This window comes from Pseudomonas izuensis (assembly GCF_002356535.2).
GTDB lineage: Bacteria > Pseudomonadota > Gammaproteobacteria > Pseudomonadales > Pseudomonadaceae > Aquipseudomonas > Aquipseudomonas izuensis.
Genome location: NZ_AP017423.2, coordinates 730,960 through 756,893, shown reverse-complemented (window position 1 = coordinate 756,893; position 25,934 = coordinate 730,960). Strand labels below are relative to the sequence as shown.

The window sequence follows — 25,934 nt, the reverse complement described above, 5'->3', positions numbered from 1 at the left end:
TAATGAAAATCGGACCGGCGAATTTTCATCGCCGGGCGCCGTCAATCGTGGTCCACCCGAGCACGCTTGAGCAGTTTCCTGCAGCGCTCGGACAAGTGCAGCACGCGCAGGTGTTTGCCGGCTTTTTCGTAGCGCTCGCGCAGCGTCTTGAGTGCGGCAATGGCTGAGTAGTCGACGAAACTCAAATGACGACAATCGATCGTCACCACCGACGGGTCGTTGGCAGGGTCGAACTGATTGAGGAACGGTGTCGTCGAAGCGAAGAAAAGCGTGCCATGCAGCCGGTAAAGCTTGCTGCCATCGGCTTCAACGTGGCTGTCTGCGTAGAGTTCGCGAGCCTGCTGCCAGGCAAAGTTCAGCGCGGCAATGATGATCCCGCACAGCACCGCCGTGGCCAGGTCGGTGAACACGGTGATCACCGTCACGGCGACGATCACCAGTACGTCGTTGAGCGGCACCTTATTCACCACCCGCAGCGAAGCCCAGGCGAAGGTTTGCTGCGATACCACGAACATCACCCCGACCAGCGCTGCCAGTGGAATGCGCTCGATCAGCGGCGACAGAAACAGGATGAACAACAAGATCGACACCCCGGCCACCACACCGGACACACGACCTCGCCCACCGGAACTGAGGTTGATCACGGTCTGGCCGATCATCGCGCAGCCACCCATGCCGCCCAAGGCACCGGACACCATATTCGCCGCCCCCAGCGCCACGCACTCTCGGTCCGGATAACCGCGGCTCTCGGTGATTTCATCGGTGAGGTTCAGGGTCAGCAGGGTTTCCAGCAGGCCGACCAAGGCCATCAGGATCGCGTAAGGGGCAATGATGCGCAGGGTGTCCAGATTCCACGGAATGTCCGGCAACGCAAAGGTCGGCAAGCCGCCGGCAATGTGTGCCATGTCGCCGAGGGTGCGGGTCGGCAGGCCCAATAGATAAACCGCCAGGCCCACTCCCAGAATCGCCGCCAGTGCGGGCGGCACCGCGCGGGTCAGGCGCGGCAGCACGTAGACAATCGCCATGGTGACAACCACCAGGCCAATCATGATGTACAGCGGCGCGCCGCTCAGCCACGCATCACCACGCTTGAAATGCTCCAACTGCGCAAGCGCGATGATGATCGCCAGGCCGTTGACGAAACCGAGCATCACCGGGTGCGGCACCATGCGCACCAGTTTGCCGAGCTTGAGCAAACCGAAGGCGGACATGATCAAACCGCCCAGCAACACAGTGGCCAGCAAGTACTGCACACCGTGCTGCACCACCAGCGCGACAATCACCACCGCCATCGACCCCGCAGCCCCGGACACCATCCCCGGCCGGCCACCGAACAGCGCGGTGAGCGTGCAAATGATGAACGCGCCATACAGCCCCATCAGCGGGTTGAGATGGGCCACCAGCGCGAAAGCGATGCATTCGGGCAACAGGGCAAAAGACGTGGTGAGGCCGGCCAGGACATCGGCGCGCAGGTGTTTTGGTTTCATGGGGGACCGCAGGGAATAGCGAGAAAGAGTGTGCGGATGTTACGGAATCGAGGGCAGCCCGGCCAGTTGTTGGAACTTCAGAAATGCCTTCGCGAGCAGGCTCGCTCCCACAGTGGATCTTCGTCGAACACAAAATCCGTGAGCGATGATATTAAATGTGGGAGCGAGCCTGCTCGCGAAGGTGGCAACGCGGACTACAGCGAACTCACACCATTTCGTGAAGAATCCATTCCACCACCGAAGTGCGTTTGGGCACCCACCCCAACAACTCCCGCGCATGCTTGCCGCGAACACGGCTGTTGGAACCCAGGCCATAGTTGGCCATCTCGTAGCCCCACTCAGCCTCGGCGTCTTTGAGCGGCCAGTCTTGCGGCTCGCCCAGGTTCAACGCCTGCGCCATGGTAGTGGTCATGTCGATGAACGACGCTTCGCCGCTTTCGACGAAGTAGAACGTGCCCGGGATATTCTTGGTCAGCGCCAGCAGGTACAGCGACACCACGTCTTCGATGTGCACGTTGGACCAGATGTTCTGGCCGGTGCCGACATGGCGAACCACGCCACTTTTACGCGCCTGTTTCAGCAAGCGCGGCAGTTGCACGCTGTCGCGATGGACACCCAAGCTGTGGCCGTAGATCAGGGTATTGCAAATGACCGCCGAGTTCACCCCGTCCTTCGCCGCAGCGAGGATCAGGTTATCGATTGCCACCCGCGCGGCCTTGTCCACGGTCGGCTCCGGCAGGTTGTCTTCGAAGTAAATGACCTCACTGGATTGGCCGCCCGACGCATCGCCGACGATGCTTGAACCGCTGGTGTGCAGAAATACCTTGTTGGAGCCACGCAAGGCATTGAGCAAAGCTTCCACCGCGCCGCGATGGTCGCTGCTGGCGGCGTTGATCACGGCGTCGGCGGACCGGGCCTGGTCAGCCAGCAGTGCACTGTCATCCAGCGTGCCGATCACTGGCGTGATACCCAGCGCTTTCAGCTCATCCGCTTGTTCGGCGTTGCGCACCAGACCGGTGACGTTGTGACCGGCCTTGATCAGGCCTGTGGCGATAGAGCCGCCGATAAAACCGGCAGCGCCGGTAACGAATACGTTCATGGAGAAACTCCCTGCGTTGATAAGTGATGCAACGAGTATCAGGGAGAGATCCGTGGCGAAAAATCCCCGCTGACCCAATTCACTCTTGCGCAGGGATCACGAATCAGCCCTTGAAATCCGAGCTCGCATAAAGCGCCAACTTGCTCTGGATGAAGTCCAGGAAACACTGGATTCGCAGCGCCAATTGCGAGTTGCGGTAGTACACGGCGTTGATGGGCTGGCGATAACCACTGTTGAACTCCGCCAGCAACACTTTCAAGCGCCCGGCACGAATGTCCTCGATGGTCATGTAGTGCGACAGGCTGGCGATGCCCTGGCCCTCCAGCGCCAGGTGGCGGATGGTCTCGCCGCTGGAGGCACCGAGCGACGCCTGGATCGGCCAGCGATCACCCTGCACATGGCGCAGCGGCCATTGATTGAGGCCTTCGTTATGCGTGAAGCCCAGCAGCGAATGGCCGGACAGATCCGCCACCGCCGTCGGTGTACCGTGCTTTTCCAGGTACGCCGGGCTGGCGACGATGTGCAACGGACTGCAGCCCAGGGAGCGGGCGTGCAGGGTCGAGTCGGTCAGCGTGCCGATGCGGATGGCGATGTCGGTGCTCTGTTCGAGCAGGTCGATGATCAGGTCGTTGCTGTTGAGTTCGAGCTGGATATCGGGGTAGAGCCCGCGGAACTCATCGATGTAGGGCACGATGGCGTGCAGCATGAACGGCGAGGCGGCATTGATGCGCAAGCGCCCGGACGGTGTTTGCTGGCGGGAGGACAAGCGCTCTTCGAGTTCGTCCATCTGATCAAGAATCAGCTTGGCGTGCTCGAAGAAATACTTGCCTTCCTCGGTGAGGTCCATGCGCCGCGTGGTGCGATTGATCAACGTCGTATCGAGCTTGGCCTCCAGCCGCGACAGCGTGCGGCTGACCGCCGACGGCGTTTGCCCGACCTGCTCGGCCGCCGCCGAAATCGACCCGCACTCAATCACGCAGACGAAAATCTGCAACTCATCGGATCTGGCTTTCACCTGCTTTCCTTATCGAAAATTCAGCGACGGTTTTTTTGGGTCATGCTTTCGATAGTAGCCGAGCGTTACGCCTTAAGGCCAAACACCTCGGTCAAATGCTGTTCATAACGCACCACATCGCTTTCGATGTTCGGGCGCTTCATCACATCCACGCAGAGGAACGTCGGCAAACCGGTCATGCCGAGGAATTCGTTGGCTTTGTGAAACGGGAAGTACACCGCGTCCACACCTTTGGCTTCGAAGAAGTCGGTCGGGTCGTCGAAGGCTTGCTGCGGTGCGTTCCAGGTCAACGACAGCATGTACTGCTTGCCCTGAATCAGGCCGCCGCTGCCGTACTTCTGCGAGGCGTCGGAACGGGTGCGGCCGTCGCTGGCGTAGAGGCTGCCATGACCTTCGGTAAAGACTTCGTCGATGTATTTCTTGACGGTCCACGGCGCGCCCATCCACCAGCCAGGCATCTGGTAAATGATCACGTCGGCCCAGAGGAATTTGGCGACTTCTTCAGCAACGTCGTAACCCTCGTCGATGAACGTGGCTTTGACGTCCACGCCGCCACGGTCCAGCACGCTCAACGCAGCTTCATGCAGAGTGGCGTTGTAGCGGCCATCGGAGTGAGCGAATTTTTTGCCGCCATTGAGCAACAGTACTTTTTTCATGAGAGGTCTCGGGAAGGTCAGAAATGGATGGCGGCAGCGTAACGATCGGCCTCGCGCGGAATAAGCACTCGTGGGACAAAATTCATTTGACCCATACGCACGAATCAGGACGGGATTGTTGTCTTAGACTGGGGCCAATTCTGACTTGAGGAGAAATGTTCATGAGTGAACTGCAAGGCTTCATCCTGCACGCCAAGACCCGCCCGGAAAAATCCGACGCCTTCGAAGCGTTTTTCAGTCGTCATGTGGAAGCGAGTCGTGCCGAACCGGGTTGCATCGAGTACCACATGCTGCGCGACAAACAGGACCCGACCCTGTTTATCTTTTACGAGATCTGGCAGTCCCAGGCCCACCTCGATGTGCATTCGAACCTGCCTCACATGAAGCAGTTTCTTGAGCAGCGCGATGAGTACCTGGAGCGTGATTTCGAGATCCGCGCCATCGAGATGATCAGCGCGTCGTCCGCTAGCCGCTGATCAACAGATGGCCGCCGAGCAACCCCAGGCCGATAAAGAACACGCGCTTGAACAACACGGCGCTGATCCGCTGGCGCAACCACTGCCCCAGCCACATGCCGAGCACTGCCGGGATCAGCGCCAACAGCGACGCGCTCAACTCACCACCACCGAGGGCGCCGCGCGATAACAACCCGCCGGCCAGGGCCAGGGTCGAGACGGTGAACGACAGTCCCAGCGCCTGCACCAGTTCATCCCGGCTCAAACCCAGCGCCTGGAGGTAGGGCACCGCGGGAATCACGAACACGCCGGTGGCCGAGGTGATCACACCGGTCACTCCCCCGCACAACGGACCGAGCCAGGCTTCGGTGCGCCCACTGACACGCAAGGCCGGCAGGAACAGCCCGCTCAATGCATAGAGCAACAACGCCGCCCCCAATCCCCGCACCACCCAGTGCCCACCCGCCATGCCGATCCATAGGGTGCCCGCACCGGTGCCGATGAAAATGGCCAGCAACATCGGCCACAGCCGTTTGATCAGCCCGAGCAAATGACCACCGAATGCCAGTTGCCAGACATTGGTCAGCGTTGCCGGAATGATCAACAGCGCCGCAGCCTGCGACGGTGCCATAGCCAGACCGAGCAAGCCCATGGCGATGGTCGGCAGGCCGAGACCGATCACGCCCTTGATCATGCCGGCCAGCAGGAAGGTGCCGATGACCAGTATTGAAAGGGCCAGACCGAGGTTTTGGTAGAACGCGGCGAGTGTATTCATGGGGCTATGGTGAGCCCGGCAGGGTCGGTTGAAAATCTGCCATATACTGAGGGTGCCTCTCACCCGCCAAGAGGCTGAAATTTAGGCCGAGGCTACCGCCCCCTTCGCGAGCAGGCTCGCTCCCACAGGGGAATGCATTTCAAATGTGGGAGCGAGCCCGCTCGCGAAGACGCCCGCCCAGACAACATCACTTTCAAGGTTGTACCGATGCACTTCGACCTCACCGACCTGCGCCTCTACCTGAACATCCTCGACACTGGCAACATCACCGCCGGCGCCGCCCGCAGCCATTTGTCCCTGGCAGCCGCCAGTGCGCGCATCCGGGCCATGGAAGCCTCCTTGGGTATCGACTTCCTGGAACGCGGGCGGCGCGGCGTCACGCCTACACCTGCCGGCAAGGCCTTGGCCCGGCACGCCCGCACCCTGCTGCAACACGCCGAGCGCATGCAGCAGGACCTCGCCGAATACGCCAACGGCGTTAAAGGCCAGGTGCGATTGCTGTGCAACACCACGGCAATCACCGAGTACCTGCCGGAAGTGCTCGCCGATTTCCTGCGCGACCATCCCAACCTCGACATCGATCTGCAGGAACTGCCCAGCGCGCGCATCACCCACGCCTTGCGCCAGGGTGCGGCGGACCTGGGGATCGTCTCTGATGCAGTCGACACCCACACCCTCGACACCCTGCCCTTTCGCGACGATCCGCTGGTGCTGATCATGCCGCCCGGGCATCCCCTGGGTGAAGGCGAAGCGCCGAGCTTCACCGATACCTTGCAGCATTACTTTGTCGGCCTGACCGCCAACAGCGCCTTGGCCGTGTACCTGGAAGAACAGGCCCTGCACGCTGGCCTGCGCATGCAGATCCGCATCCGTGCCGAAGGCTTCGACGCAGTGATGCGCATGGTCGCTCACGGTGCCGGGCTCGGCATTGTGCCGTTGGCCGCCTTGCGACGCCGGACGGTCGATCACCCCTTGAAGAGCTTCGCGCTGAAAGAGCCATGGGCACAGCGCAAACTGCTGTTGTGCGCACGCTCGTTCGATCACCTGCCAGGCTATGCCAAAGCCTTGCTTCAGGCCCTACATACCGCAAACAGCCGTGAAACCCCTTGAAAACCTGCGTTCACGGCAACGCGCGGCGGTATGACGAAGAGGTGAGCCAGAGTAATATTCGACCTTTGAAATCAGGCCTGGCCACAACAACCAGAAGGGAACCAGATGGCGGATGAAATAGTGCAACAGGGGACGCTCAAGCGGGGGTTGAAAAATCGACATATTCAACTGATCGCCCTGGGTGGAGCCATTGGTACGGGACTGTTCCTGGGCTCCGCCGGCGTGCTCAAGTCCGCCGGACCGTCGATGATCCTCGGCTACGCGATTGCCGGTTTCATCGCGTTCCTGATCATGCGCCAGCTCGGCGAGATGATTGTCGAGGAACCGGTCGCCGGCTCCTTCAGCCACTTTGCCCATAACTACTGGGGCGGCTTCGCCGGCTTCCTGTCCGGCTGGAACTACTGGGTGCTCTATGTGCTGGTGGGCATGGCCGAGCTGACGGCCGTCGGCAAGTACGTGCAGTTCTGGTGGCCAGAGGTGCCGACCTGGGTCAGCGCCGCGGTGTTCTTTGTGCTAGTCAACCTGATCAACACGCTGAACGTCAAAGTGTTCGGTGAAATGGAATTCTGGTTCGCGATCATCAAGGTCGTGGCCATCATCGGCATGATCGTCCTGGGCTGTTACATGCTGTTCAGTGGCACCGGCGGCCCGCAGGCCTCGGTGAGCAACCTGTGGGACCACGGCGGGTTCTTCCCCAACGGTTACAGCGGCCTGCTGATGGCGATGGCGTTCATCATGTTCTCCTTCGGCGGCCTGGAGCTGGTCGGCATCACCGCCGCTGAAGCCAGCGAACCGCGCAAGGTCATTCCCAAGGCCATCAACCAGGTGGTTTACCGGGTGCTGATCTTCTACGTCGGCGCACTCACCGTGCTGCTGTCGCTGTATCCGTGGGACCAACTGCTGCAAACCCTGGGCGCTTCGGGCGATGCCTACAGCGGCAGCCCGTTCGTGCAGATCTTCGCCTTGATCGGCAGCGACACCGCCGCGCAAATCCTCAACTTCGTGGTGCTCACCGCGGCGCTGTCGGTCTACAACAGTGGCGTCTACTGCAACAGCCGCATGCTCTACGGCCTGGCCGAGCAAGGTGACGCACCCAAGGTGCTGATGAAACTGAACAAGCAGGGCGTGCCATTGCTGGCGCTGGGCGTATCGGCGCTGATTACGATGCTGGTTGTACTGGTCAACTTCATCGCTCCGCACGAAGCGCTGGAGTTGCTGTTCGCTCTGGTAGTCGCGTCCTTGATGATCAACTGGGCGCTGATCAGCCTGACGCACCTGAAGTTTCGCAAGGCCATGGGCCAGCGCGGCATCGTGCCCGGCTTCAAGGCGTTCTGGTCGCCGTACACCAATTACCTGTGCCTGGCGTTCATGGCCGTGATCATCTGCGTCATCTGGATGATTCCGCCGGTACGCGCCTCGGTCTACGCCATGCCGGTGTGGGTGCTGCTCATCTACGGTTGCTACCGGTTGCGCATGGCCAGGCATCGAAACCTGCCAGTGGCTCAGTAACCCCGCAAAATAAAACGCCCCGGCATTCGATGAATGCCGGGGCGTTTTTCATGGGGTGCGCAAATGATCGAGCGCTTCTGGATACCTCAGTGTCGAGCACAGACAACTGATACCGGGCCAAGCCCGATAGGGTGCGGCTTCAGCTCTCCACCAACGCCCGGAGTCATCATGACCGCACCGATTACCGTTCTTCGCGACACCCACCCGCTGCCCGTACTCGACGCCTGCAAATGGGAAAAACTCGAAGGCGATCCGCACACCGTCAACCTCAACGCCTACACCAGCGAAGACGGCAGCAAGATCATGGGCACCTGGATCTGCACGCCGGGCAAGTGGTATGTGGAATACGTGAAGTGGGAATACTGCCACTTCCAGGAAGGCTACTGCATCATCACCCCGGAAGGCATGGCGCCGATCCACCTGCGTGCCGGTGACATTTTCGTCATCGAACCGGGGATGAAAGGCACCTGGGAAGTGGTGGAAACCGTGCGCAAGTATTTTGTGTTTGCCTGATCCCTGGGCAAAACGACACCCGGTTACAAAAGCGACACCCGCAATGAGTCGTTACCCGAGTAACGACTCATTGCGCAATACGCACTCCATAGCCGCACTCGGATCCCCTCCTGCTCCCCCCCTCCCTGCTCAAAACACCCGCGCTATACGCTTCGCCGCTACATCGGCAGAACGCTCGAAAAAAACAGGTGATTGCTTTTTGCCACTCGGTGACCCATTGGTTTTCATAACGAACGCAAAGCTTGTCCGTGTCGATATCAGACACCGAGGTGGCGCAATCAGGAAACTGGTTTGTCGGACAAGCCGGGTAAGGTGGCGCTGCTTTTCACCGATACAACCTCATCGCGATGATGGGTCTGACAAGAATGGCGGCGCCTGGAGAGCGCGGCGTTCAGAAAGGGCATCCGGCAACCGTGACACTCTCCCGCCCCCATCAGCACGCTCAAATGTCGTTCACCAGAGAAGAAAAATAATGATTAGCCCGAGCTCAAAGGATTCCAGTGGCCAATTGGCGCAGGGCTTCAAGCCTCGTCACGTCACCATGTTGTCTATCGCCGGGATTATCGGCGCCGGTTTGTTCGTAGGCTCGGGGCATGCCATCGCGGCCGCTGGCCCCGCCGTATTGCTGGCCTATCTGTTCTCGGGCCTGCTGGTCGTTCTGGTCATGCGCATGCTCGGTGAAATGGCGGTGGCCAATCCCGACACCGGCTCGTTCTCCACCTATGCCGACCAGGCCATCGGCCGTTGGGCGGGCTTCACCATCGGGTGGCTCTATTGGTGGTTTTGGGTGCTGGTGATCCCGATTGAAGCGCTGGCCGCCGGTCATGTGCTGAACCAGTGGTTTCCCCAGATCGATGCCTGGCTGTTCGCCCTGATGTCGATCATTGCGTTGGTGATCACCAACCTGTTCAGTGTCTCCAAGTACGGCGAATTCGAATTCTGGTTCGCCATGGCCAAGGTCGTGGCAATCATTGGTTTCATCGGCGTGGGTTTCGCGGTGTTGATGGGCTGGATTCCCGATCGGCAAGTCAGCGGCTTGAGCGGCCTGATGGCCGAACACGGCGGGTTCGCTCCCAATGGCCTGTCGGCGGTCGTCGGCGCCTTCATCACGATCATGTTCAGCTTCATCGGTACCGAGGCGGTCACCATCGCCGCCGCCGAATCCGACAACCCGTCGCAGAACATTGCCAAGGCCACGCGTTCGGTGATCTGGCGTATTGGCGTGTTCTATCTGTTGTCGATTTTCGTGGTCATCTCCGTGGTGCCCTGGAACGATCCGCTGCTGGCCGAGGTGGGTTCCTACCAGCGAGCGCTGGAAATCATGAACATTCCCCACGCCAAGTTCATGGTGGACGTAGTGGTGCTGATCGCCGTGGCCAGTTGCATGAACTCATCGATCTACATCGCCTCGCGCATGCTGTACTCGCTGGGACGGCGCGGGGATGCGCCGAAAGCGCTGAAGGCGACCTCCTCCGAAGGCGTGCCACGGGCGGCGGTCATCGCCAGTACCGTGCTGGGTGCGGCGATTACCGTTTGGAGCTACTTCATGCCTGCCGGGTTGTTTGAGTTCCTGCTGGCCAGTTCCGGCGCGATTGCCTTGGTGGTGTACCTGGCCATTGCAGTGTCGCAGTTGCGCATGCGCCGGATGTTGTGTCGACAGAACGTCGAACTGACCTTCCGCATGTGGCTGTTCCCTTGGCTGACATGGTTGGTGATCGTGTTCATTTGCGCTGCGCTGGCAGTGATGATGGTCTCGCCGCAACACCGTACCGAAGTGACGACGACCATCGGCCTGGCACTGGCAATTTCCTTTATCGGCCTGGTCACCTCGCGCCATCCTGCGCAGCCTGCAAGGGCGACGTCCGTGGGATAACCCGGGAGAGATACCGGTTGCGCATACCAGCGGCATGGCGTTCCACGCTACCGTGCCGCTGGCCGTCATCGCTTTTCGTAAGGACATGGCCACGATGTCATCAAGGTCCACCCCGTTGGACGGCAAGCCGACCCAATGCGTCGGTTTTCTGCTGCTGGATCAATTCACCCTGATTTCCCTGGCCTCCGCCGTGGAGCCATTGCGCATGGCCAATCAGCTATCGGGGCAGGAGTTGTATCGCTGGCATACCTTCAGCTCCGGTGGCCAGCCTGTCTGGGCGAGTGACGGCGTGCCGATCACCCCCGATGCTTCCTGGGACAAGCCGGGGGTGGCAGACACGGTGATCGTCTGCGGTGGTGTAGGTATCCAGAGCGTGGTCACCCGCGAGCACATCACCTGGCTCAAAGCCCTGGCGCGTCAATCCAGGCGCCTGGGGGGTATATGTACCGGTAGCTGGGCACTGGCCAAAGCCGGTCTGCTCGACGGATACGAGTGCAGCGTGCATTGGGAATTTCTGGCAGCCATGCAGGAAGCTTTTCCGCGGGTCAGCATGAGCGCCAGTCTGTTTACCCTCGACCGCAACCGGTTCACAAGCTCCGGCGGGACCGCGCCGATGGACATGATGCTGCACCTGATCGGTCGCGATCATGGCCGTGAATTATCGGCCGCCATTTCGGAGATGTTTGTCTACGAGCGCATACGCAACGAGCAGGACCATCAGCGCGTACCGCTCAAGCACGTACTGGGCACTCATCAGCCCAAGCTGCAAGAAATCGTCGCGTTGATGGAGGCCAACCTCGAGGAGCCGATCGACCTGGATAATCTGGCCGAGTATGTGGACCTGTCACGTCGGCAGCTGGAGCGGCTGTTCCAGAAATACCTGAACTGCACGCCATCGCGTTACTACCTCAGACTGCGCCTGATCCGGGCGCGGCAATTGCTCAAGCAAACATCGATGTCGCTCATTGAGCTGGCGACGGTCTGCGGTTTCGTGTCCACGCCACACTTTTCCAAATGCTATCGCGAGCACTTCGGCGTTCCACCGAGCGATGAGCGGGCCGGTTCGGAAATGAGTCGCAGGCCGGCGGTGCTTGCCATTGCTCAGCCGGCATCGACCCGGCCGCTGTCGGCCCTGGAGCAGGCGAGAAATGAATCGACTTTTGCCAGTGTGCGGATGAGCGAACGAACCTGAGCGAGATCTTTCAGACATAAAAAAGCCGGGAGATCACCCGACGTGATTTCCCGGCAAATGTCGATGCGCCTATTCAATACCCTGTGGGAGCGAGCCTGCTCGCGAATGCGCCGACACATTTAGCATCAATGTGACTGACAGACCGCTTTCGCGAGCAGGCTCGCTCCCACAGGTTTTCAGCCAGTTACAACGGCTTGCGATAGCTATTGATGATCGCCGAGAAGTCGCTGCCGCCTTCGCCCCGCAGACTCATCGCCTGATACAGCTGCTGGGCCACCGCGCCAAGCACCACCGGTTGGTGCGCCTGACGTGCCGCTTCCGTGGCCAGGCCCAGATCCTTGAGCATCAATTCGGCACCGAAACCACCGGTATAGCCGCGCGAAGCCGGAGCCGTTTCGACGATGCCCGGCCACGGGTTGTACATCTCCGAACTCCAGCAACGCCCGGTGGAGCTATTGATGATGCCCGCGAGCACTTTGGTGTCGATACCCAGGGCATCGCCCAGGGCCATGGCCTCGCTGACGCCGACCATGGAAATCCCCAGCAGCAGGTTATTGCAGATCTTGGCAATTTGCCCTGTGCCGACTTCGCCGCAGTGGACGATGTTGCGGCCCATCTGCGCGAGCACCGGTTGCAGGGTGGCGAACAGTTCCGCAGTGCCACCGACCATGAAAGTCAGCGTCCCGGCTGCCGCACCGCCCGTACCGCCGGAAACCGGCGCATCGGCCATGGCCACGCCCTGTTTGGCCGCAGCGGCGGCCACGTCACGGGCGGTCTGCGGATCGATGGTGCTGCAATCCACCGCCGGCACGCCTTTGCCGATACCGGCGAGTACGCCGTCTTCACCCAGCCAGACGCTGCGCACATGCACGGCGGCCGGCAGCATGGTGATCACCAGTTCCGCACCCATTGCCGCGTCACGGGCCGAGGGGCTGATGGTGCCGCCCAATTGTTCCAACTCCGCCAACACGGCTTTGTTCAGGTCGACCAGATTGAGCGAGTGACCGGCCTTGATCAGGTTGCGCGCCATCGGCGCGCCCATGTTGCCCAGACCGATAAAAGCGATTTTCATGTCCGGCTCCTTAACGCAAGTTGATGGTGGTGTTCACACCGTCGTTGACGCTGTCGTCATCAAACCAGCGGCTGGTGACGGTCTTGGTCTGAGTGTAGAACTGCACCACTTGCTTGCCATACGGGCCGAGGTCGCCGAGTTTGGAACCACGGGAACCGGTGAAGCTGAAGAACGGTACCGGCACCGGAATCGGGATATTGATACCCACCTGGCCGACGTCGATTTCATTCTGGAATTTGCGTGCCGCCGCACCGCTCTGGGTGAACAGGCCCGTGCCGTTACCGAACGGGTTGGCGTTGACCAAAGCAATGGCCTCATCGAGGGTGGCGACTTCCAGTACCACCAGTACCGGGCCGAAGATTTCCTGGGTGTAGATCTGCATGTCGGTGGTCACGCCGGAGAACAAGGTCGGGCCGACAAAGTTGCCTTTCTCGTAACCGGGAACCGTGATCTCGCGACCGTCCAGTTCCAGTTTCGCGCCTTCCTTGATGCCGCTCTCGATCAGATCGAGAATTCGCGCCTTGGCCTTTTTCGAGATCACCGGACCGACGTCGGTGCCTGGCTCGCTGCCGGCATTGACCTTGAGTTTCTGCGCCAGCGCCTTCAGGTCTGGCAGCCATTGCTTCGCCGCGCCCACCAACACCACGACCGACGTGGCCATGCAGCGCTGCCCGGCCGCGCCGAAACCGGCACCCACCAGCGCATTCAGCGCTTGTTCGCGATTGGCATCGGGCAGCACCACGGCATGGTTCTTCGCGCCCATCATCGATTGCACGCGCTTGCCGTGTTTGCCGGCCAGGTCATAGACATGAGTACCGACCGCCGTCGAACCGACGAAGGAAACGGCCTTGATGTCCTTGTGGCTGCAGAGCCCGTCCACCACGTCCTTGCCACCGTGCACGACGTTCAGCACACCGGCCGGAATGCCGGCTTCGATGGCCAGCTCCACCAGCAGCATGGTCGACATCGGGTCCTGTTCGGACGGCTTGAGGACGAAGGTGTTGCCGCAGGCGATGGCCATCGGGAACATCCACAACGGGATCATCGCCGGGAAGTTGAACGGGGTGATGCCGGCACACACACCGATCGGCTGACGCAGGGTGTAGGTATCGACACCACCCGCGACGTTTTCAGCGAACTCACCCATTTGCAGGCTGCCGATGGAGCAGGCGTGCTCAACCACTTCCAGGCCACGGAAAATATCGCCTTCGGCGTCGGCAATGGTTTTGCCCTGCTCGGCGCTCAGCACCGCGGCGATGCGCTTGGAGTGTTCGCGAATCAGTGCCTGGAGCTTGAGCATGATGCGCATCCGCGCGCCGATCGGTGTCAGCTTCCAGGTCTGGAAGGCGCGATGGGCCGCACTGATTGCTGCGTCGACTTCTTCAGCGGTAGCGAATGGCACTTTGGCCAGCACTTGCTGGGTCGCCGGGTTAACGATGTCGTGCCATTCGGTGGTCTTGGATTCGACCCACTCGCCATCGATCAATAATTTGACCTTTTGTACGGTGGTTTCGTTAGATGTGATCGGTGCGTTCATGGGGGTCTCCTGGGCGTTATTCTTGTGGAAGAGAGCTATCAGGGAGTCAAGGCGGGATAGCCGCCTTGAGAGGAGCCTTGCGCCGCGATTGGTTATCGGGCTGTTTCTGGAGTATAGATGTGCAAACTTCTGATAAGAACGCACATAAAAGCCGGTCCAACATGCAAAAAAATATCACCTCGTTAGGCTCGTTGAACTGGGATGACCTCAAGTTTTTCCTTGAAGTCGCCCGGACCCGTAAAGCCAGCACCGCAGCCAAGCGCCTGGCGGTCGACTACACCACTGTGTCCCGACGCATCAGTTCGCTGGAAGCCTCATTGGGCACGTTATTGTTCGAGAAGTCCCGGACCACTGGCTTTGTGCTGACCGCTGAAGGTCAGCGTTTGATGGGTTATGCCGAATCGATCGAAAGCACGCTGCACATGGCCTGTGAACAGGTTTCAGGGTCCGGAGTGGCGCTGTCCGGTCACGTGCGCATGGGCTGCACCGAAGGTTTCGGCAGTTTCTTCATCACCCCACAGCTAAGCCATTTTGTGGATGCCTACCCGGCGATCTCGGTGGACATCCTGCCGCTGCCGCACTTCATCAGCCTGTCCAAGCGCGAGGCGGATATCGTTATCGCCCTGGAACGCCCGGAACATGGCCCGTACGTCTGCTGCAAACTGACCGACTACCGACTCCAGCTGTACGCGACCCAGGAATACCTGGACAAACACCCGGCCATCCGCCGCCCGGCCGACCTGGGCAAGCATTCATTCATCAGTTATGTCGACGATCTGGCATTCAGCTCGGAACTGTTGTACCTGGCCAACGTCCTGCCCGGCGCCAGCGCCAATCTGCGCAGTACCAGCGTGATAGCCCAGTTCGTGGCGGCGCAGCAAGGGCGATCACTGGCGATCCTGCCCTGCTTCCTCGCGGCTCAGGACCCTCGCCTGCTGCCAGTGTTGCCGGACGAAATCAATATCACCCGGCAGTTCTGGATGTACTGCCGCGAAGACCTGCGCAAGCTCAAGCGGATTACCCTGCTGTGGGATTACATACGCGAGGTGACTGAACTGAATGGCCCACTGTTGTTGGGTGAAACGCGGGAGTTGCGGTTTGTTGATTGAGCGCTTGCCTGGACTCGATACTGTCTTCGCCACGGGGCATGGAAGGCATTGAACGGCATCCCTTGCGGGTTACTTCGATCTGCTGGTAGCTGGCCAGATTATCGTGGCGCTTATTCATCAATTCCGGCAAAGCGGCATCCGGGTCATCCAGACGCAAGTTCTGAAGAAACTCGACTTCACATTCCCACCACTTGCTGTTCAACAACCTGGAAGTGATTTCTGGAGGATGCCGATACTTGACCACTTTCGCCGGCACGCCAGCGACTATCGCATAGGGCGGAACATCATGAGCAACCAATGCACGGGTAGCGATAATGGCGCCCGTACCGACCGTGACGCCCTCCATGATCATGGCGCTGTGCCCGATCCATACGTCATCGCCGATAGTGACATCAGCGATGACAGGCTCGTAGGACAGCCCTGTATCGGTGTACTGAAAGGGATGAGAGCTTACCCAGCTTGAAGGGTGAGTGTTTTTTTCCTGCCCGATATGGCAGTTATTGCCAATAGAACAAAACCGCCCAATTGAAGCTACCGTGGACAGCACACAACCGCTGCGAATATAGGTATGGGCCCCGATGCTCAAACGCCTGGCCTCGATGACCAAATGCCCCAGCGAGACACCTTCTTCAAGAACCAAAGTAGTTCTCGCGTTAAGCGATGACACCCCGCCAGCCAATTTGTATTTGCGTTGGCGAAGCCATCGCTTCCAAAAAGAATTCCGGCAGTAATTTATTATTTTTTTCATGTGGGTCATTGACGCCTACTGCGTATCGATAAAGGAGTGAAAGGCCTTGCCAGTAAAAATGATTGAAACCAGGCGGGCTTTCCGAACCGGTCGGTAAACTTACTTTTGTCGCATTTCAAAACGCGCGTTTACTGGATAAACGCGGCGCTCTTGAGTCCATCGTCGGAACGCCGCCCGGAGCAAGCTCGCTCCTACAGATACAGACGCGTCCTTCAATCGGGCGCATCGATAACTTCCTTGAGCTCCAGCATCAACCCGCTCAAGCGCTTGACCTTACGCCGCACTGCTTCTTCAAATACACCGGCCCGCGGTTCGATCAATGTGAACCAGTGCTTGGCCCGGGTAATCCCGGTATATATCAGCTCCTTGGTAAGCACCGGATTCAGGGCATCCGGCAAAATCAGCGCAGTATGGGCAAATTCCGAGCCCTGGGATTTGTGTACCGTCATGGCGTAAACGGTTTCGACATCATTGAGCCGGCTCGGCAGAACGAAACGTACCCCGCCCTGCCCGTCATTGCGCGGGAATGCTACCCGAAGTACCTGTTTACCCGCTTCAGGTCCATCATGTTCGGGAAGTTTGAGCGCAATGCCGATATCGCCGTTCATCAGACCCAGTCCGTAATCATTGCGCGTCATCAGCACGGGTCGTCCTTCATACCACTGCTGGTCGCTGTCGATCAGCCGGGCCTTGAGCAACGCCTCGGTCACTCGCTGGTTCAATCCTTCTACACCCCACGGCCCTTTGCGGACCGCGCACAACAACTGGAAAGCATCGAAGGCTTGCAGGATTTGTCGAGCCCAATCCATCCAGCGCGAATCCTCCAGCGGCGTGTCGAGCGCGGGCCGCTGGTTTCGCAGCAGGCTCAAGTAATGCCGATAACCCTGCGGCCCGTCGCCATGACCTTCAAGCAACAAACGCTCAAGTGCCCGATCCTGTTCACTCTTGAGGGGCAGGCAAAATACATCGTCGTGGCTTCGAGCCGCCAGCAACTTACGCGCCTCTTCGGGCTGCTGCTGATTGACCCAACGCGCCAACTGGCCGATTCCGCTGCCCTCGCCGAACCGTCGCGAGTGGCGCAGCATCACCACTTGTTGCGCCAATGGATGAGTGCCTTGGGTATCCTCCTGCAACCCGCTGGCCTCCAGGCTTTCGCCACTGACCGCCTCCAGCCACTGACGGGTCTGCGGGCTGTACCATCCGGCCTCGGCATCCCGACACAAATCGCCGAGCACCGCACCGGCCTCCACCGAAGCCAACTGGTCCTTATCTCCGAGCAACACGAGGCGGGCGTGCGACGGCAGGGCATCAAGCAGGTTGGCCATCATTTCCAGGTCGATCATCGAGGCCTCGTCCACCACCAATACATCCAGCGGCAAGCGATTGCCCGCGTGATGACGGAAATGTCGCGTACCGGGGCGACTGCCGAGCAGGCGGTGAACGGTGGTGACATCCGAGGGAATTTTGTTGCGTATGGCTTCAGCGACTTTCAAGGTTCTGACTTGCTGACTGATGGATTCCGTCAATCGCGCCGCGGCTTTGCCGGTCGGCGCGGCCAAACGAATGCGCAGCGGCTTGCCAGCCTCCACTGCGGGCGCCTGGAGCAAGGCCAGCAAGCGCACGACGGTCGTGGTCTTGCCGGTGCCCGGACCGCCGGTGACGATGCTGAAGGCACTGCGAGTCGCGAGGGCACACGCCAGTTTCTGCCAATCGATGACCTCACCGGGCCTGGCCGCACCGAACAAGCCGGTAAGGCGCTGGAGCAAATCACTCGGCACTGCTTCTTGTTCGGCCAGGCGTTGACGCAGCGAATGATCGATACGCCGCTCGTAGGCCCAGTAGCGCCGCAAGTACAGGCGCTTTCCCGACAACACCAACGGCCGCTGCTGCACGGCCTCACGCCTGTCAGCGGCCAATGCGACCAGGCTGCCCGAAGCCAGCACCTTGCACCAATGGGCACCGTCCAGGGTCTCCAGCATCTGTGACGGCAGCAACATCGCGCCACTGTGCAGATCGCCTTCCGGTGGCAGTGACAGGGCGAAGTCAGGTTCTTTCAATGTCTCGAACAGATCCAGGCAGACATGCCCGTGGCCCAGTTGATGACTGGTCAATGCCGCCGCCAGCAACACCAGCGGGTCATCGTCCGGTGCCAGTTCATGGAGGAAAGCAACGAAGGCTTTGTCCAGCGCCCGCAACCAGCCACGCTCGACCCAGCGCGTGAGCAACAGCAGCAAGTCGTCCGCACTGTTCAAGGGGTCGAGGTTCGCCAGGCTTTCAGCGGCCAATGAGGTGGGCAGCAAATCGGCGAAGGTGCGGCTCATAGCAATACTCCCTGTTCCCATGCCGGTTCGGCCTTCGGTTCTGCTTTCCCCTGAAACAGTCGGTCCAGTCGCTCGATCAGCTCCCTCGGCGGACGGGCAAAATACACGCCCTGGCTGGGTGCACGCGTACCGCGCAGGAACAGGTACAACGCACCTCCGACATGCCGGTCGTAGTCGTAATCGGCAAGCCGGGCCTTGAGTTGACGATGCAGGGCCAGAAGGTACAAGACGTATTGCAGGTCGTAGCGGTTGTCGAGGATCGACTGTTCCATGGCCTGCCCGGTGTAGGCCGAGTCATCAATGCCCAGCCAGTTGGATTTGTAGTCAGCGACGTAGTAGCGGCCCTCGTGTTCGAACGTCAGGTCGATAAAGCCCTTGAACATGCCATTGAGCAGCACCGGCTCGGCGGCCACCCGGGCAACTCCATTGTGCGTATGTTCGCGCACCAACGCATCGAGCTTGAGTACATCGACCTTATGGCTGGCGAACCAGAATTCCATTTCAACCCGGTATTGGGTCAGGCGCTCGAAAATCACCGGGGTTTGCCCAGCTCCCACAGGCAGCGGTGATTTGAGCAGATGCTGCAGCCAATCGCTCAGCGTGGTGATCCAGCCTTCCCAGCCACGACGGTTGCAACGACGGGCGATGGCGTCCTCCACGGCTTGCGGCGTGGCAGAAAAACCTTCGTCGCCCGCCCATTCGAGCAAGCCATGAAGAAAGGTGCCGGGGTTCGGGCCACGGGGGAATCGATGGATATCGGCGCCACCCGCAGCCATTTCCCGAGGCGCCTGCGGATCGAGACGCTCGTCGTCGAAGAGCTTCTGCGCCTGCGGGCTCTCCGGCGCCTCGTCACTGCCGATGCTCAGAATGTCGCTCATGCGCAAGGCGCTGTAGGAGGCGATCCACCAGTTTTCGCTGGCCTTGCGCTTGGGAACCAGCGGCGCGCGCAATGCTGCTTCGTTTTGCGGCGGATGGTAGTGCTCGCCCGTGGCTTCGGGCATTTCGCTGTAACTCAGTGCAGGGCAGTCCTGCTGCAAGTCTTCGAGCCAACGCTTCAACCCCGCCGGCTCGGTCAAGGCCGCGCCGCCGCCCAGCAGGTAACCCAGCGCCGACAGGTGCAGCACCGAGCTGTTGTTACTGCCGCGTTTCAGGTCCGTCACCCCCAGCCAGCAGGCATGCTGCGCGCGGGTCAGGGCCACATAGAGCAAGCGCAGGTCTTCCGCCAGTCGTTCATCATCGGCCAGGGCAATCAACTCGGCGGTCGGGCTCAAGGTCACCTGAGCCTTGCCCATGGCATCGTGGTAATGCAGCGGCAACCGACTGCCATCCACCGGTTTCGCCGAGCAAATGAACGGCAGAAACACCAAGGGATATTCCAGCCCCTTGGACTTGTGGATGGTCACGACCTTGACCAGTTGTTCATCACTCTCCAGACGCAGGATCTGCTCTTCGCCGGCCTGACCGGACAGCGCCAGATGCTCGGACAAATGACGGATCAGAGCCTGTTCGCCATCCAGTTCGGCGGCCGCCTGTTGCAGTAACTCGCAGAGATGCAAAAGGTTGGTCAACACCCGCTCGCCATCGTTGCGTGCAATCAGTGCCTGTGGCAGTTGGAAGTCATGCAGCAAGCATCGCAACATGGGCAACACGCCCTGCTTGCGCCAGATCTCTCGATAACGGCGGAACTGCATGACCCGCGCTTCCCAGGCCAACTCGTCCTGATTGAGCCGTTCCAGCTCCGCCAACGACAGGTCCAGTGTGATGCAGGCCAATGCGGCCCGCAGTGGTCGTTCGATATCCGGCTCGGCGCAGGCTTTGAGCCAGGTCAGCACGTCGTGAGCTTCCTGGGCGGCGAACACCGAATCCTTGTCCGACAGATAAACGCTGCGCACTCCCCGGGCGGAAAGCTCGGCACGTACGGCCTGCGCTTCCTTGCCATCGCGGACCAGGATCGCGATATCCGCCGGCAGCAAGCCTTTGAAGTCGCCGTCCCGTACGAACCCCGCACGACCTTGTTGCCCACCGTTGAGCAATGCGGTGATTTCACTGGCACACGCGGCGGCCAGCTGTTGCCGGTACACCGCACCGGACAACGGCTGCTCGGCAGACAAGTGCCAGATGTTCAGCGCGGGCACCACCTGACCGTCGATGTGCAAAACCTCTTTGCGGCCCTGGGATTCGACCGGCAAAAACGGTACCGGGTTATCGCCATTGCTTTCACGGAACAGGTAGGCCCCCCGTCCGGCCTCACGAGTCTCGGCGCGCTCAAAGACATGGTTTACGGCGTTGACCATGCCATGACTCGAACGGAAGTTGGTGCCCAGGGTATGCAGGCGGCCAGCGGTCGCCTGACGGGCGCGCAGGTAGGTGTAGATGTCGGCACCGCGGAAGGCATAGATCGCCTGCTTCGGGTCGCCGATCAGGAACAGGCCGCTTTCCGGATTGTTGTCCTCGATGCGATAGATGCTCTCGAAGATCCGGTACTGCACCGGGTCGGTATCCTGAAACTCGTCGATCAGCGCCACCGGAAATTGCTCACGGATCAAGCTTGCCAGGCGCTCGCCACCCTCGGCTTGCAAGGCAGCATCGAGGCGCAAAAGCATGTCGTCGAAACCCATTTCCGCGCGGCGGCGTTTTTCTTCCTCGAAGCGTGCACCCACCCAATGGGCGGCGTGTTTTAAAACGGCAGCGTCAGGCGTCGGCAAGCCATCAAGACAGGCCTTCAGGCCAGGCATGGCGTCCAGGCCTGGATGATTGGGAACATCGCCTTTCTTCCAGGCTTCAGCCATGCCGTCGGGGGTCAGGCGCGTGAAGCCGGTTCCGATGTCCAGTTGCTCAAGGGTTTCGTCCTCGGCCCAGGCTTTGATCTTCTCGAACCAGGGTTCGAAGTAACGCGACTGCATCTTGCGGCCGTCGACACTCTTGCTGGTGACACCCTCATGGCAGATGGCGAGCAACTCATTCGCCCATTGACGCCAGGGCATCTTGAGTTCCAGTAGCGCAGCCCGCCGCTCCTGCAAACACTCCGTGATCAGTTCAGCAGGCTCCTTGCCTTCGACGTTGTCCCGCTCGCTGGCAAACAGGCCGCGAACCCGTGGCAACAATGCCGCCGGACCACCCCAATTGTTACGCACCCAATTCAGCGCATCGCCTTGCATCGGATAACAAAACAGCCGCCAGTAGTCGCGCAGGACTTCCCCGAGCAAATCGCTGTGATCGGTTTCCAGGGTCTGGGTAAACAAGCTGCCACTGTCGAATGCGTGTTCGCGCAGCATACGCTGGCACCAACTGTGGATCGTCGAAACCGCCGCTTCATCCATCCACTGGGCGGCGATGTCCAGGCGGTTTGCGCAACCGGACCATTGTTCAGGCAAGTACTGCTCACGCAGTTCGGCAATCAGGCCATCGGGGGCCGGTGTTTCCTCGCGGAAAAAACGGGCGGCTTCCGCCAGACGGGTACGAATTCGCTCACGCAATTCTTTGGTGGCGGCATCGGTAAAGGTCACGACAAGGATTTGCGGAGGCAACAGCTCGCGTCCGAAACCACTGTCCTCGCCACCATGGCCTAGGACCAGGCGCAGATACAGCGCAGAAATGGTGAAAGTCTTGCCCGTCCCGGCGCTGGCTTCGATCAGTTGGCTGCCCCGCAGCGGAAATGCCAGGGCCAAAGGTGTTTTGCCGGTCATGGGCGCGCCTCCTCACTGGACATCGAACGCCAAGGGGCTTCAAGCAATGGCCGGTACAGAGCGTTGCACCAGTCAACGAATGTCTCGTCGGCAACCAAGGCATCGTAGTCAGCGAACTGACGAGCCAGCGCCACGCTTTCGCGCCGCTCACCATCAGTGGTCAATCCATCACCTTCATAAGCCTTGCGAGCCGCCGCTTCGGCTTTGACCGGTTCGGTTTGACCCAGCCAGGCGAAGGCAGTCTTGACCGCGATCGGCAATGGCTGACGCATACCCGATTGCCAGGCCAGCAACAGGTCACCCAGAATCCGTTGCGCGGAGTCCGCCTCCATTGGTGCGAGCACCAGACTGTCATCACTGGCCACCAAAGCCGTGGTCATCGCCAGACCACTGGCGCAGGCGACCAGATGATTGACCCAAGGCCGCGTCAGGCGATGCCATTTGCGCGACTTGATCGAACCGATGCTGTTGGGGATCGTGGTGATGGACAACAAGCCACCATCGGCACGTTGATGCAGGCCACTGAGCCAACCTTCAAGACGCAGGTCATGCAACTCCAGATTCACCGGCAGAGCGCTGGTCAATGGCGTTGGCCACAGAGCCAGAAGCTGCTGATAGCGCTGCAGCAGATCCGGCAGCGGCTCGATCAGTTCGCGCTGAAGGCATTCGCCAAATCCGGCCATGGGTAACAGGCCACTGTTTTGCAGACGCCGGGCCTGCGCGTCAAGTGCCTGGTCGGCGTTGTCCGCATCAGCCAGTGCTGCTTCAAGCAAACTGTCGCTGAGGCTATAGCGTTGCAGAGCGTCGAGTACAAAGGGCTCTTCATCCGCCAAAGGCACTTCGGCGGCCTCGAAGAACACCTTCAACCGCTGGCTGAAGAAATGCCGCACCGGGTTGCGCAGGAAGTCCTGGAGTTGACCGAGACTCAGTGGCTCCTCCTGAACATGAGGATCAAGGATCTCGCATTCAGTCACTTGCTCGGTCAAGTGGTGAAGCACCTGCCACTCGTTGGCGTAGCTGAACAGGTCATCGCCTTCATGAAAGTAACGAGCGCTGAAAGGTTGCAGCGGATGTTCCTGAGTAATGGCTTCAAGCAAGTCTTCGTCGGACCCGGTCAATCGCCAACCGCTGGCCAGATGGTCACGGAGCTGGCCGATCAACACCGAAGCAGGGCGTTCGCTGTTATCGCGAATGCTGCGGCCGACCCAACTGATGTATAGCTGGTCTCGTGCCGACAACAGCGCTTCCAGCAACAAGTAGCGGTCATCTTCGCGCCGTGAGCGATCGCCAGGGCGGTAGTCACTGCCCATGAGGTCGAAATCGAGGGGTGGCTGTGCACGCGGGTAATCGCCATCGTTCATTCCCAGCAAGCACACCAGTTTGAAGGGAATCGCCCGCATCGGCATCAAGGTACAGAAATTCACCGCACCGGCGAGAAAGCGTTGGGATAATCGCCCCTGATCGAGACCCGCAAGCCAGGCTTCACGGACTACGGTCAGCGAAAGTTCGTCTTGTAGACCTACCGACTCACAATTCTCGAGCCAGGCTTCCCGCAATTCTTCCAATTGACTCAGCAAGAAGTCGTCATGTTCGTTGCTGGCCAGGAAGAACAGCGACACCAATGCCTGCAAGCGCACGCTCCACTGCTGAGGCGATGCCGGCTGCATGAGTTCCTGATGGGCAATTTCCAACGCATCCAGTAGCGCAACCAATGGGCCGATAAGTGCGGCGTCCAGACCACCGATCTCGTCATATGGCTCGATTCCACCACAAGCACTGGCACTGCCTACGGCATAACCAAGCAACATGCGTCGCAGACCAAAACGCCAACTGTTTTGCTCCAGCGCCTGTGGCAAACCGAGGCCCGCACGCTGTTCGGCATTCATGCCCCAACGGATGCCTGCGCCTTCAATCCAGCGGTGCAGGGTCGGCAGGTCGCGCTCCTCTACACCAAAGCGGGCGCGTAACGCCGGAACGTCGAGCAGATCGAGGATTTCGCTGACAGGGAATCGACTGTCGGGCAACTTGAGCAGATGCTCGACGGCGATCAGTAACGGATCACGGCCACGCTGCCCCTGATCAGCCAGGGTGAAGGGGATGAAGCGCGGATCATGACGTTCGAGTTGACCAAACACCGCACGAATGTGCGGTGCATAGCTGTCGATATCCGGGACCATCACAATCACATCGCGAGGACGCAATTGTGGATCGGCGCTGAAGCGCGCGAGCAACTGATCGTGAAGGATCTCTACTTCACGTTGTGCACTGTGAGCGATGTGAAAACGGATCGACTGATCTGTATGCGGATCTACGGCTGGCCAACGTTCGCGAGTTTCGTTCAGTGGACGCAACTCGAGGATGTCATCCTGCAACTGATTGAGCATGTTCAGTGGCAGGCTGTCGCTGAACAAGTCGATGCGCCCGTCGCGAAACGCCGAGCGATAGCTATTTGGATCATCATAGCTGTCGAGCAAGTTTATATAGTCGCGCCCCTGCTTGCCCCATGCGGCGAGCAATGGATGGGCATGTTGATGAAGGGTTTGCGGGTCGAGCACAACCGGCATGCCGCTTTTGCGGGCTTGTCGTTTGTATTGATGCCGCAAAAGGTCTTTATCGGCGACGATGTCCGCCCAATGGTGACGACACGGATTATGCACGCATAGCAGCACCTGGCTGAATCGAGCTAATCCGGCCAACGCTTCCAGGGCTTGAGCTGGCAGAGAGGAAATCCCGAACACGATCACTCGGGAGGGCAACCCATTGGGCGCTACGTCGAGGTTGTTGATACGTTCGATAAACCGCTGATGGACACCTGCACGACTCTGCGCCATGCCTTCTTCACCGACATCCAGCAACAACGCACGCCACAATTCTGCCTGCCAGCAATTCGCTGGCGGCAGCGGTTTGGCTTCGCCTCTACCGTTGCGTAACTGATGACGGCCTTCTGCCCAGTCTTCGAGCCAGTCAGCTCGATACACTTGGTATTGGTCGAAGAGATCCGCCAGCCGCTCAGCGAGCTGATAGCGTTTGCGCAGATCCGTGTCATTGGTAAGGAAGCGCTGCAAGGGCTCGAAGTGCGGTTGATTGATCAGTTGCGGAAGCAGGCGCATCAAACGCCAGGTCAATGGGGCTTTATCGAGCAGGGACTTCGCCGGAATTTCGTCGCGACCAAGCACCATGCGATAGAGCTGCCACATGAAACTACCGGGCAACTGCACATCAATGGCAGCGGCGATTCCACAGCCGCCCATGTCGTCTTCTTCAGCATCTTCGGCCAGTGCAAGCTTGAGCCATTGTGCAATGCCGTTGCTCTGTACCAGCGCGATCTCATCCTCCAGGGGAGCCAGCGGATAACGCCGCATCCAGCTAACCACCAGGCTGCGCAACTCGTCCAGGCGGTTGCCGTGAACCACCATAAAACCAGCACTGAGGGGTGTCGCGTCCGGCATAAAGGCTTCCTTGGAAAATACAAATGCTAGGGCCGAACCTTAGCATTGTCGGGAGACTGTGACAGCGTGGACCTGTCCGGTACTGCTGTACGAACTTTCCTGCGGGCAAAACAAAACCCCTACCTGCATACGCAGATAGGGGTTTCGGAATTTAATCTTGACGATGACCTACTCTCACATGGGGAAACCCCACACTACCATCGGCGATGCATCGTTTCACTGCTGAGTTCGGGATGGGATCAGGTGGTTCCAATGCTCTATGGTCGTCAAGAAATTCGGGTACCGAATCGTGGCCGGTTGGCCGCGCTTCAGCAAATTGGGCAGGTGA

The 25,934-nt window shown here is 59.8% G+C and carries 18 protein-coding genes and 1 rRNA gene; 7 read left to right on the top strand and 12 right to left on the bottom strand.

Annotated features, from left to right (window positions below):
• Positions 1–41: 41 nt before the first annotated feature.
• The 4 genes from LAB08_RS03310 to mdaB form a co-directional block, all read right to left on the bottom strand.
• Positions 42–1,487 (bottom strand): SulP family inorganic anion transporter, encoded by a 1,446-nt coding sequence (locus LAB08_RS03310; protein ID WP_096513539.1) that lies wholly within the window; start codon positions 1,485–1,487, stop codon positions 42–44.
• Positions 1,488–1,692: 205 nt separating this feature from the next.
• The gene (locus tag LAB08_RS03305; RefSeq protein WP_096513540.1) at positions 1,693–2,586 is read right to left on the bottom strand and encodes an NAD-dependent epimerase/dehydratase family protein; all 894 of its coding nucleotides are present in this window, start codon (positions 2,584–2,586) and stop codon (positions 1,693–1,695) included.
• Positions 2,587–2,689: 103 nt separating this feature from the next.
• Complete coding sequence (locus LAB08_RS03300; RefSeq protein WP_096513541.1) at positions 2,690–3,601, bottom strand: LysR family transcriptional regulator; 912 nt, start codon at positions 3,599–3,601, stop codon at positions 2,690–2,692.
• Between the two features lie 65 nt (positions 3,602–3,666).
• Positions 3,667–4,257, bottom strand: a complete 591-nt coding sequence (gene mdaB, locus LAB08_RS03295) for an NADPH:quinone oxidoreductase MdaB (protein WP_096513542.1) — start codon at positions 4,255–4,257, stop codon at positions 3,667–3,669.
• A 161-nt stretch (positions 4,258–4,418) separates the two neighbouring features.
• Here mdaB and LAB08_RS03290 point away from each other — a divergent pair, with 161 nt between their 5' ends.
• Positions 4,419–4,733, top strand: a complete 315-nt coding sequence (locus tag LAB08_RS03290; protein WP_096515577.1) for a putative quinol monooxygenase — start codon at positions 4,419–4,421, stop codon at positions 4,731–4,733.
• Here the strand turns inward: LAB08_RS03290 and LAB08_RS03285 are convergent.
• Positions 4,723–5,487, bottom strand: a complete 765-nt coding sequence (locus tag LAB08_RS03285) for a sulfite exporter TauE/SafE family protein (protein WP_096513543.1) — start codon at positions 5,485–5,487, stop codon at positions 4,723–4,725. The genes LAB08_RS03290 and LAB08_RS03285 overlap by 11 nt on opposite strands.
• Before the next feature lie 207 nt (positions 5,488–5,694).
• Between LAB08_RS03285 and LAB08_RS03280 the strand changes: the two genes are divergently transcribed.
• The 5 genes from LAB08_RS03280 to gbdR all read left to right on the top strand — a co-directional run bounded on the left by LAB08_RS03280 (position 5,695) and on the right by gbdR (position 11,684).
• Positions 5,695–6,597 (top strand): LysR substrate-binding domain-containing protein, encoded by a 903-nt coding sequence (locus tag LAB08_RS03280; protein ID WP_096513544.1) that lies wholly within the window; start codon positions 5,695–5,697, stop codon positions 6,595–6,597.
• A gap of 105 nt (positions 6,598–6,702) precedes the next feature.
• Positions 6,703–8,106: an amino acid permease gene (locus LAB08_RS03275; protein WP_096513545.1), complete on the top strand. Its 1,404-nt coding sequence runs from the start codon at positions 6,703–6,705 to the stop codon at positions 8,104–8,106.
• A gap of 168 nt (positions 8,107–8,274) precedes the next feature.
• Positions 8,275–8,619 (top strand): cupin domain-containing protein, encoded by a 345-nt coding sequence (locus tag LAB08_RS03270; RefSeq protein WP_007900627.1) that lies wholly within the window; start codon positions 8,275–8,277, stop codon positions 8,617–8,619.
• Between the two features lie 472 nt (positions 8,620–9,091).
• Complete coding sequence (gene gabP / locus LAB08_RS03265; RefSeq protein ID WP_096513546.1) at positions 9,092–10,492, top strand: GABA permease; 1,401 nt, start codon at positions 9,092–9,094, stop codon at positions 10,490–10,492.
• A 94-nt stretch (positions 10,493–10,586) separates the two neighbouring features.
• On the top strand, positions 10,587–11,684 hold the full coding sequence (gbdR, locus tag LAB08_RS03260) for a choline metabolism transcriptional regulator GbdR (RefSeq protein WP_172901632.1): 1,098 nt from the start codon (positions 10,587–10,589) through the stop codon (positions 11,682–11,684).
• A gap of 184 nt (positions 11,685–11,868) precedes the next feature.
• Here gbdR and mmsB read toward each other — a convergent pair whose 3' ends face one another.
• A complete protein-coding gene (mmsB, locus tag LAB08_RS03255; protein WP_096513547.1) occupies positions 11,869–12,756 on the bottom strand; it encodes a 3-hydroxyisobutyrate dehydrogenase in 888 nt (295 codons plus the stop codon).
• A gap of 10 nt (positions 12,757–12,766) precedes the next feature.
• A complete protein-coding gene (locus LAB08_RS03250) occupies positions 12,767–14,293 on the bottom strand; it encodes a CoA-acylating methylmalonate-semialdehyde dehydrogenase (RefSeq protein ID WP_096513548.1) in 1,527 nt (508 codons plus the stop codon).
• Positions 14,294–14,454: 161 nt separating this feature from the next.
• Between LAB08_RS03250 and LAB08_RS03245 the strand changes: the two genes are divergently transcribed.
• Entirely contained in the window at positions 14,455–15,402 is a 948-nt protein-coding gene (locus tag LAB08_RS03245) for a LysR family transcriptional regulator (RefSeq protein ID WP_096515581.1), read from the top strand.
• On the opposite strand, the gene LAB08_RS03240 is transcribed toward LAB08_RS03245, so the two are convergent.
• The 5 genes from LAB08_RS03240 to rrf all read right to left on the bottom strand — a co-directional run bounded on the left by LAB08_RS03240 (position 15,311) and on the right by rrf (position 25,877).
• Complete coding sequence (locus tag LAB08_RS03240) at positions 15,311–16,150, bottom strand: CatB-related O-acetyltransferase (RefSeq protein ID WP_157755756.1); 840 nt, start codon at positions 16,148–16,150, stop codon at positions 15,311–15,313. The two genes, LAB08_RS03245 and LAB08_RS03240, sit on opposite strands and share 92 nt — an antisense overlap.
• Before the next feature lie 212 nt (positions 16,151–16,362).
• A complete protein-coding gene (recD, locus tag LAB08_RS03235) occupies positions 16,363–18,471 on the bottom strand; it encodes an exodeoxyribonuclease V subunit alpha (RefSeq protein WP_096513549.1) in 2,109 nt (702 codons plus the stop codon).
• On the bottom strand, positions 18,468–22,157 hold the full coding sequence (recB, locus tag LAB08_RS03230; protein ID WP_096513550.1) for an exodeoxyribonuclease V subunit beta: 3,690 nt from the start codon (positions 22,155–22,157) through the stop codon (positions 18,468–18,470). The genes recD and recB overlap by 4 nt, the downstream gene beginning before the upstream one ends.
• Positions 22,154–25,606, bottom strand: a complete 3,453-nt coding sequence (gene recC / locus LAB08_RS03225) for an exodeoxyribonuclease V subunit gamma (protein WP_096513551.1) — start codon at positions 25,604–25,606, stop codon at positions 22,154–22,156. Before recC ends, recB begins: the two co-directional genes overlap by 4 nt.
• Before the next feature lie 155 nt (positions 25,607–25,761).
• Positions 25,762–25,877, bottom strand: a 5S ribosomal RNA gene (gene rrf, locus LAB08_RS03220).
• Positions 25,878–25,934 lie beyond the last annotated feature (57 nt).

What these genes read in the sequence shown, in the direction of transcription:
- gabP (WP_096513546.1), top strand. Translation starts at nt 9,092, where the DNA reads ATGATTAGCCCGAGCTCAAAGGATTCCAGTGGCCAATTGGCGCAGGGC.
- LAB08_RS03290 (WP_096515577.1), top strand. Translation starts at nt 4,419, where the DNA reads ATGAGTGAACTGCAAGGCTTCATCCTGCACGCCAAGACCCGCCCGGAA.
- gbdR (WP_172901632.1), top strand. Translation starts at nt 10,587, where the DNA reads ATGTCATCAAGGTCCACCCCGTTGGACGGCAAGCCGACCCAATGCGTC.
- recD (WP_096513549.1), bottom strand. Translation starts at nt 18,471, where the DNA reads ATGAGCCGCACCTTCGCCGATTTGCTGCCCACCTCATTGGCCGCTGAA.
- LAB08_RS03270 (WP_007900627.1), top strand. Translation starts at nt 8,275, where the DNA reads ATGACCGCACCGATTACCGTTCTTCGCGACACCCACCCGCTGCCCGTA.
- LAB08_RS03245 (WP_096515581.1), top strand. Translation starts at nt 14,455, where the DNA reads ATGCAAAAAAATATCACCTCGTTAGGCTCGTTGAACTGGGATGACCTC.
- LAB08_RS03275 (WP_096513545.1), top strand. Translation starts at nt 6,703, where the DNA reads ATGGCGGATGAAATAGTGCAACAGGGGACGCTCAAGCGGGGGTTGAAA.
- LAB08_RS03240 (WP_157755756.1), bottom strand. Translation starts at nt 16,150, where the DNA reads ATGAAAAAAATAATAAATTACTGCCGGAATTCTTTTTGGAAGCGATGG.
- mdaB (WP_096513542.1), bottom strand. Translation starts at nt 4,257, where the DNA reads ATGAAAAAAGTACTGTTGCTCAATGGCGGCAAAAAATTCGCTCACTCC.
- LAB08_RS03305 (WP_096513540.1), bottom strand. Translation starts at nt 2,586, where the DNA reads ATGAACGTATTCGTTACCGGCGCTGCCGGTTTTATCGGCGGCTCTATC.
- LAB08_RS03285 (WP_096513543.1), bottom strand. Translation starts at nt 5,487, where the DNA reads ATGAATACACTCGCCGCGTTCTACCAAAACCTCGGTCTGGCCCTTTCA.
- LAB08_RS03250 (WP_096513548.1), bottom strand. Translation starts at nt 14,293, where the DNA reads ATGAACGCACCGATCACATCTAACGAAACCACCGTACAAAAGGTCAAA.
- recB (WP_096513550.1), bottom strand. Translation starts at nt 22,157, where the DNA reads ATGACCGGCAAAACACCTTTGGCCCTGGCATTTCCGCTGCGGGGCAGC.
- recC (WP_096513551.1), bottom strand. Translation starts at nt 25,606, where the DNA reads ATGCCGGACGCGACACCCCTCAGTGCTGGTTTTATGGTGGTTCACGGC.
- LAB08_RS03280 (WP_096513544.1), top strand. Translation starts at nt 5,695, where the DNA reads ATGCACTTCGACCTCACCGACCTGCGCCTCTACCTGAACATCCTCGAC.
- LAB08_RS03310 (WP_096513539.1), bottom strand. Translation starts at nt 1,487, where the DNA reads ATGAAACCAAAACACCTGCGCGCCGATGTCCTGGCCGGCCTCACCACG.
- mmsB (WP_096513547.1), bottom strand. Translation starts at nt 12,756, where the DNA reads ATGAAAATCGCTTTTATCGGTCTGGGCAACATGGGCGCGCCGATGGCG.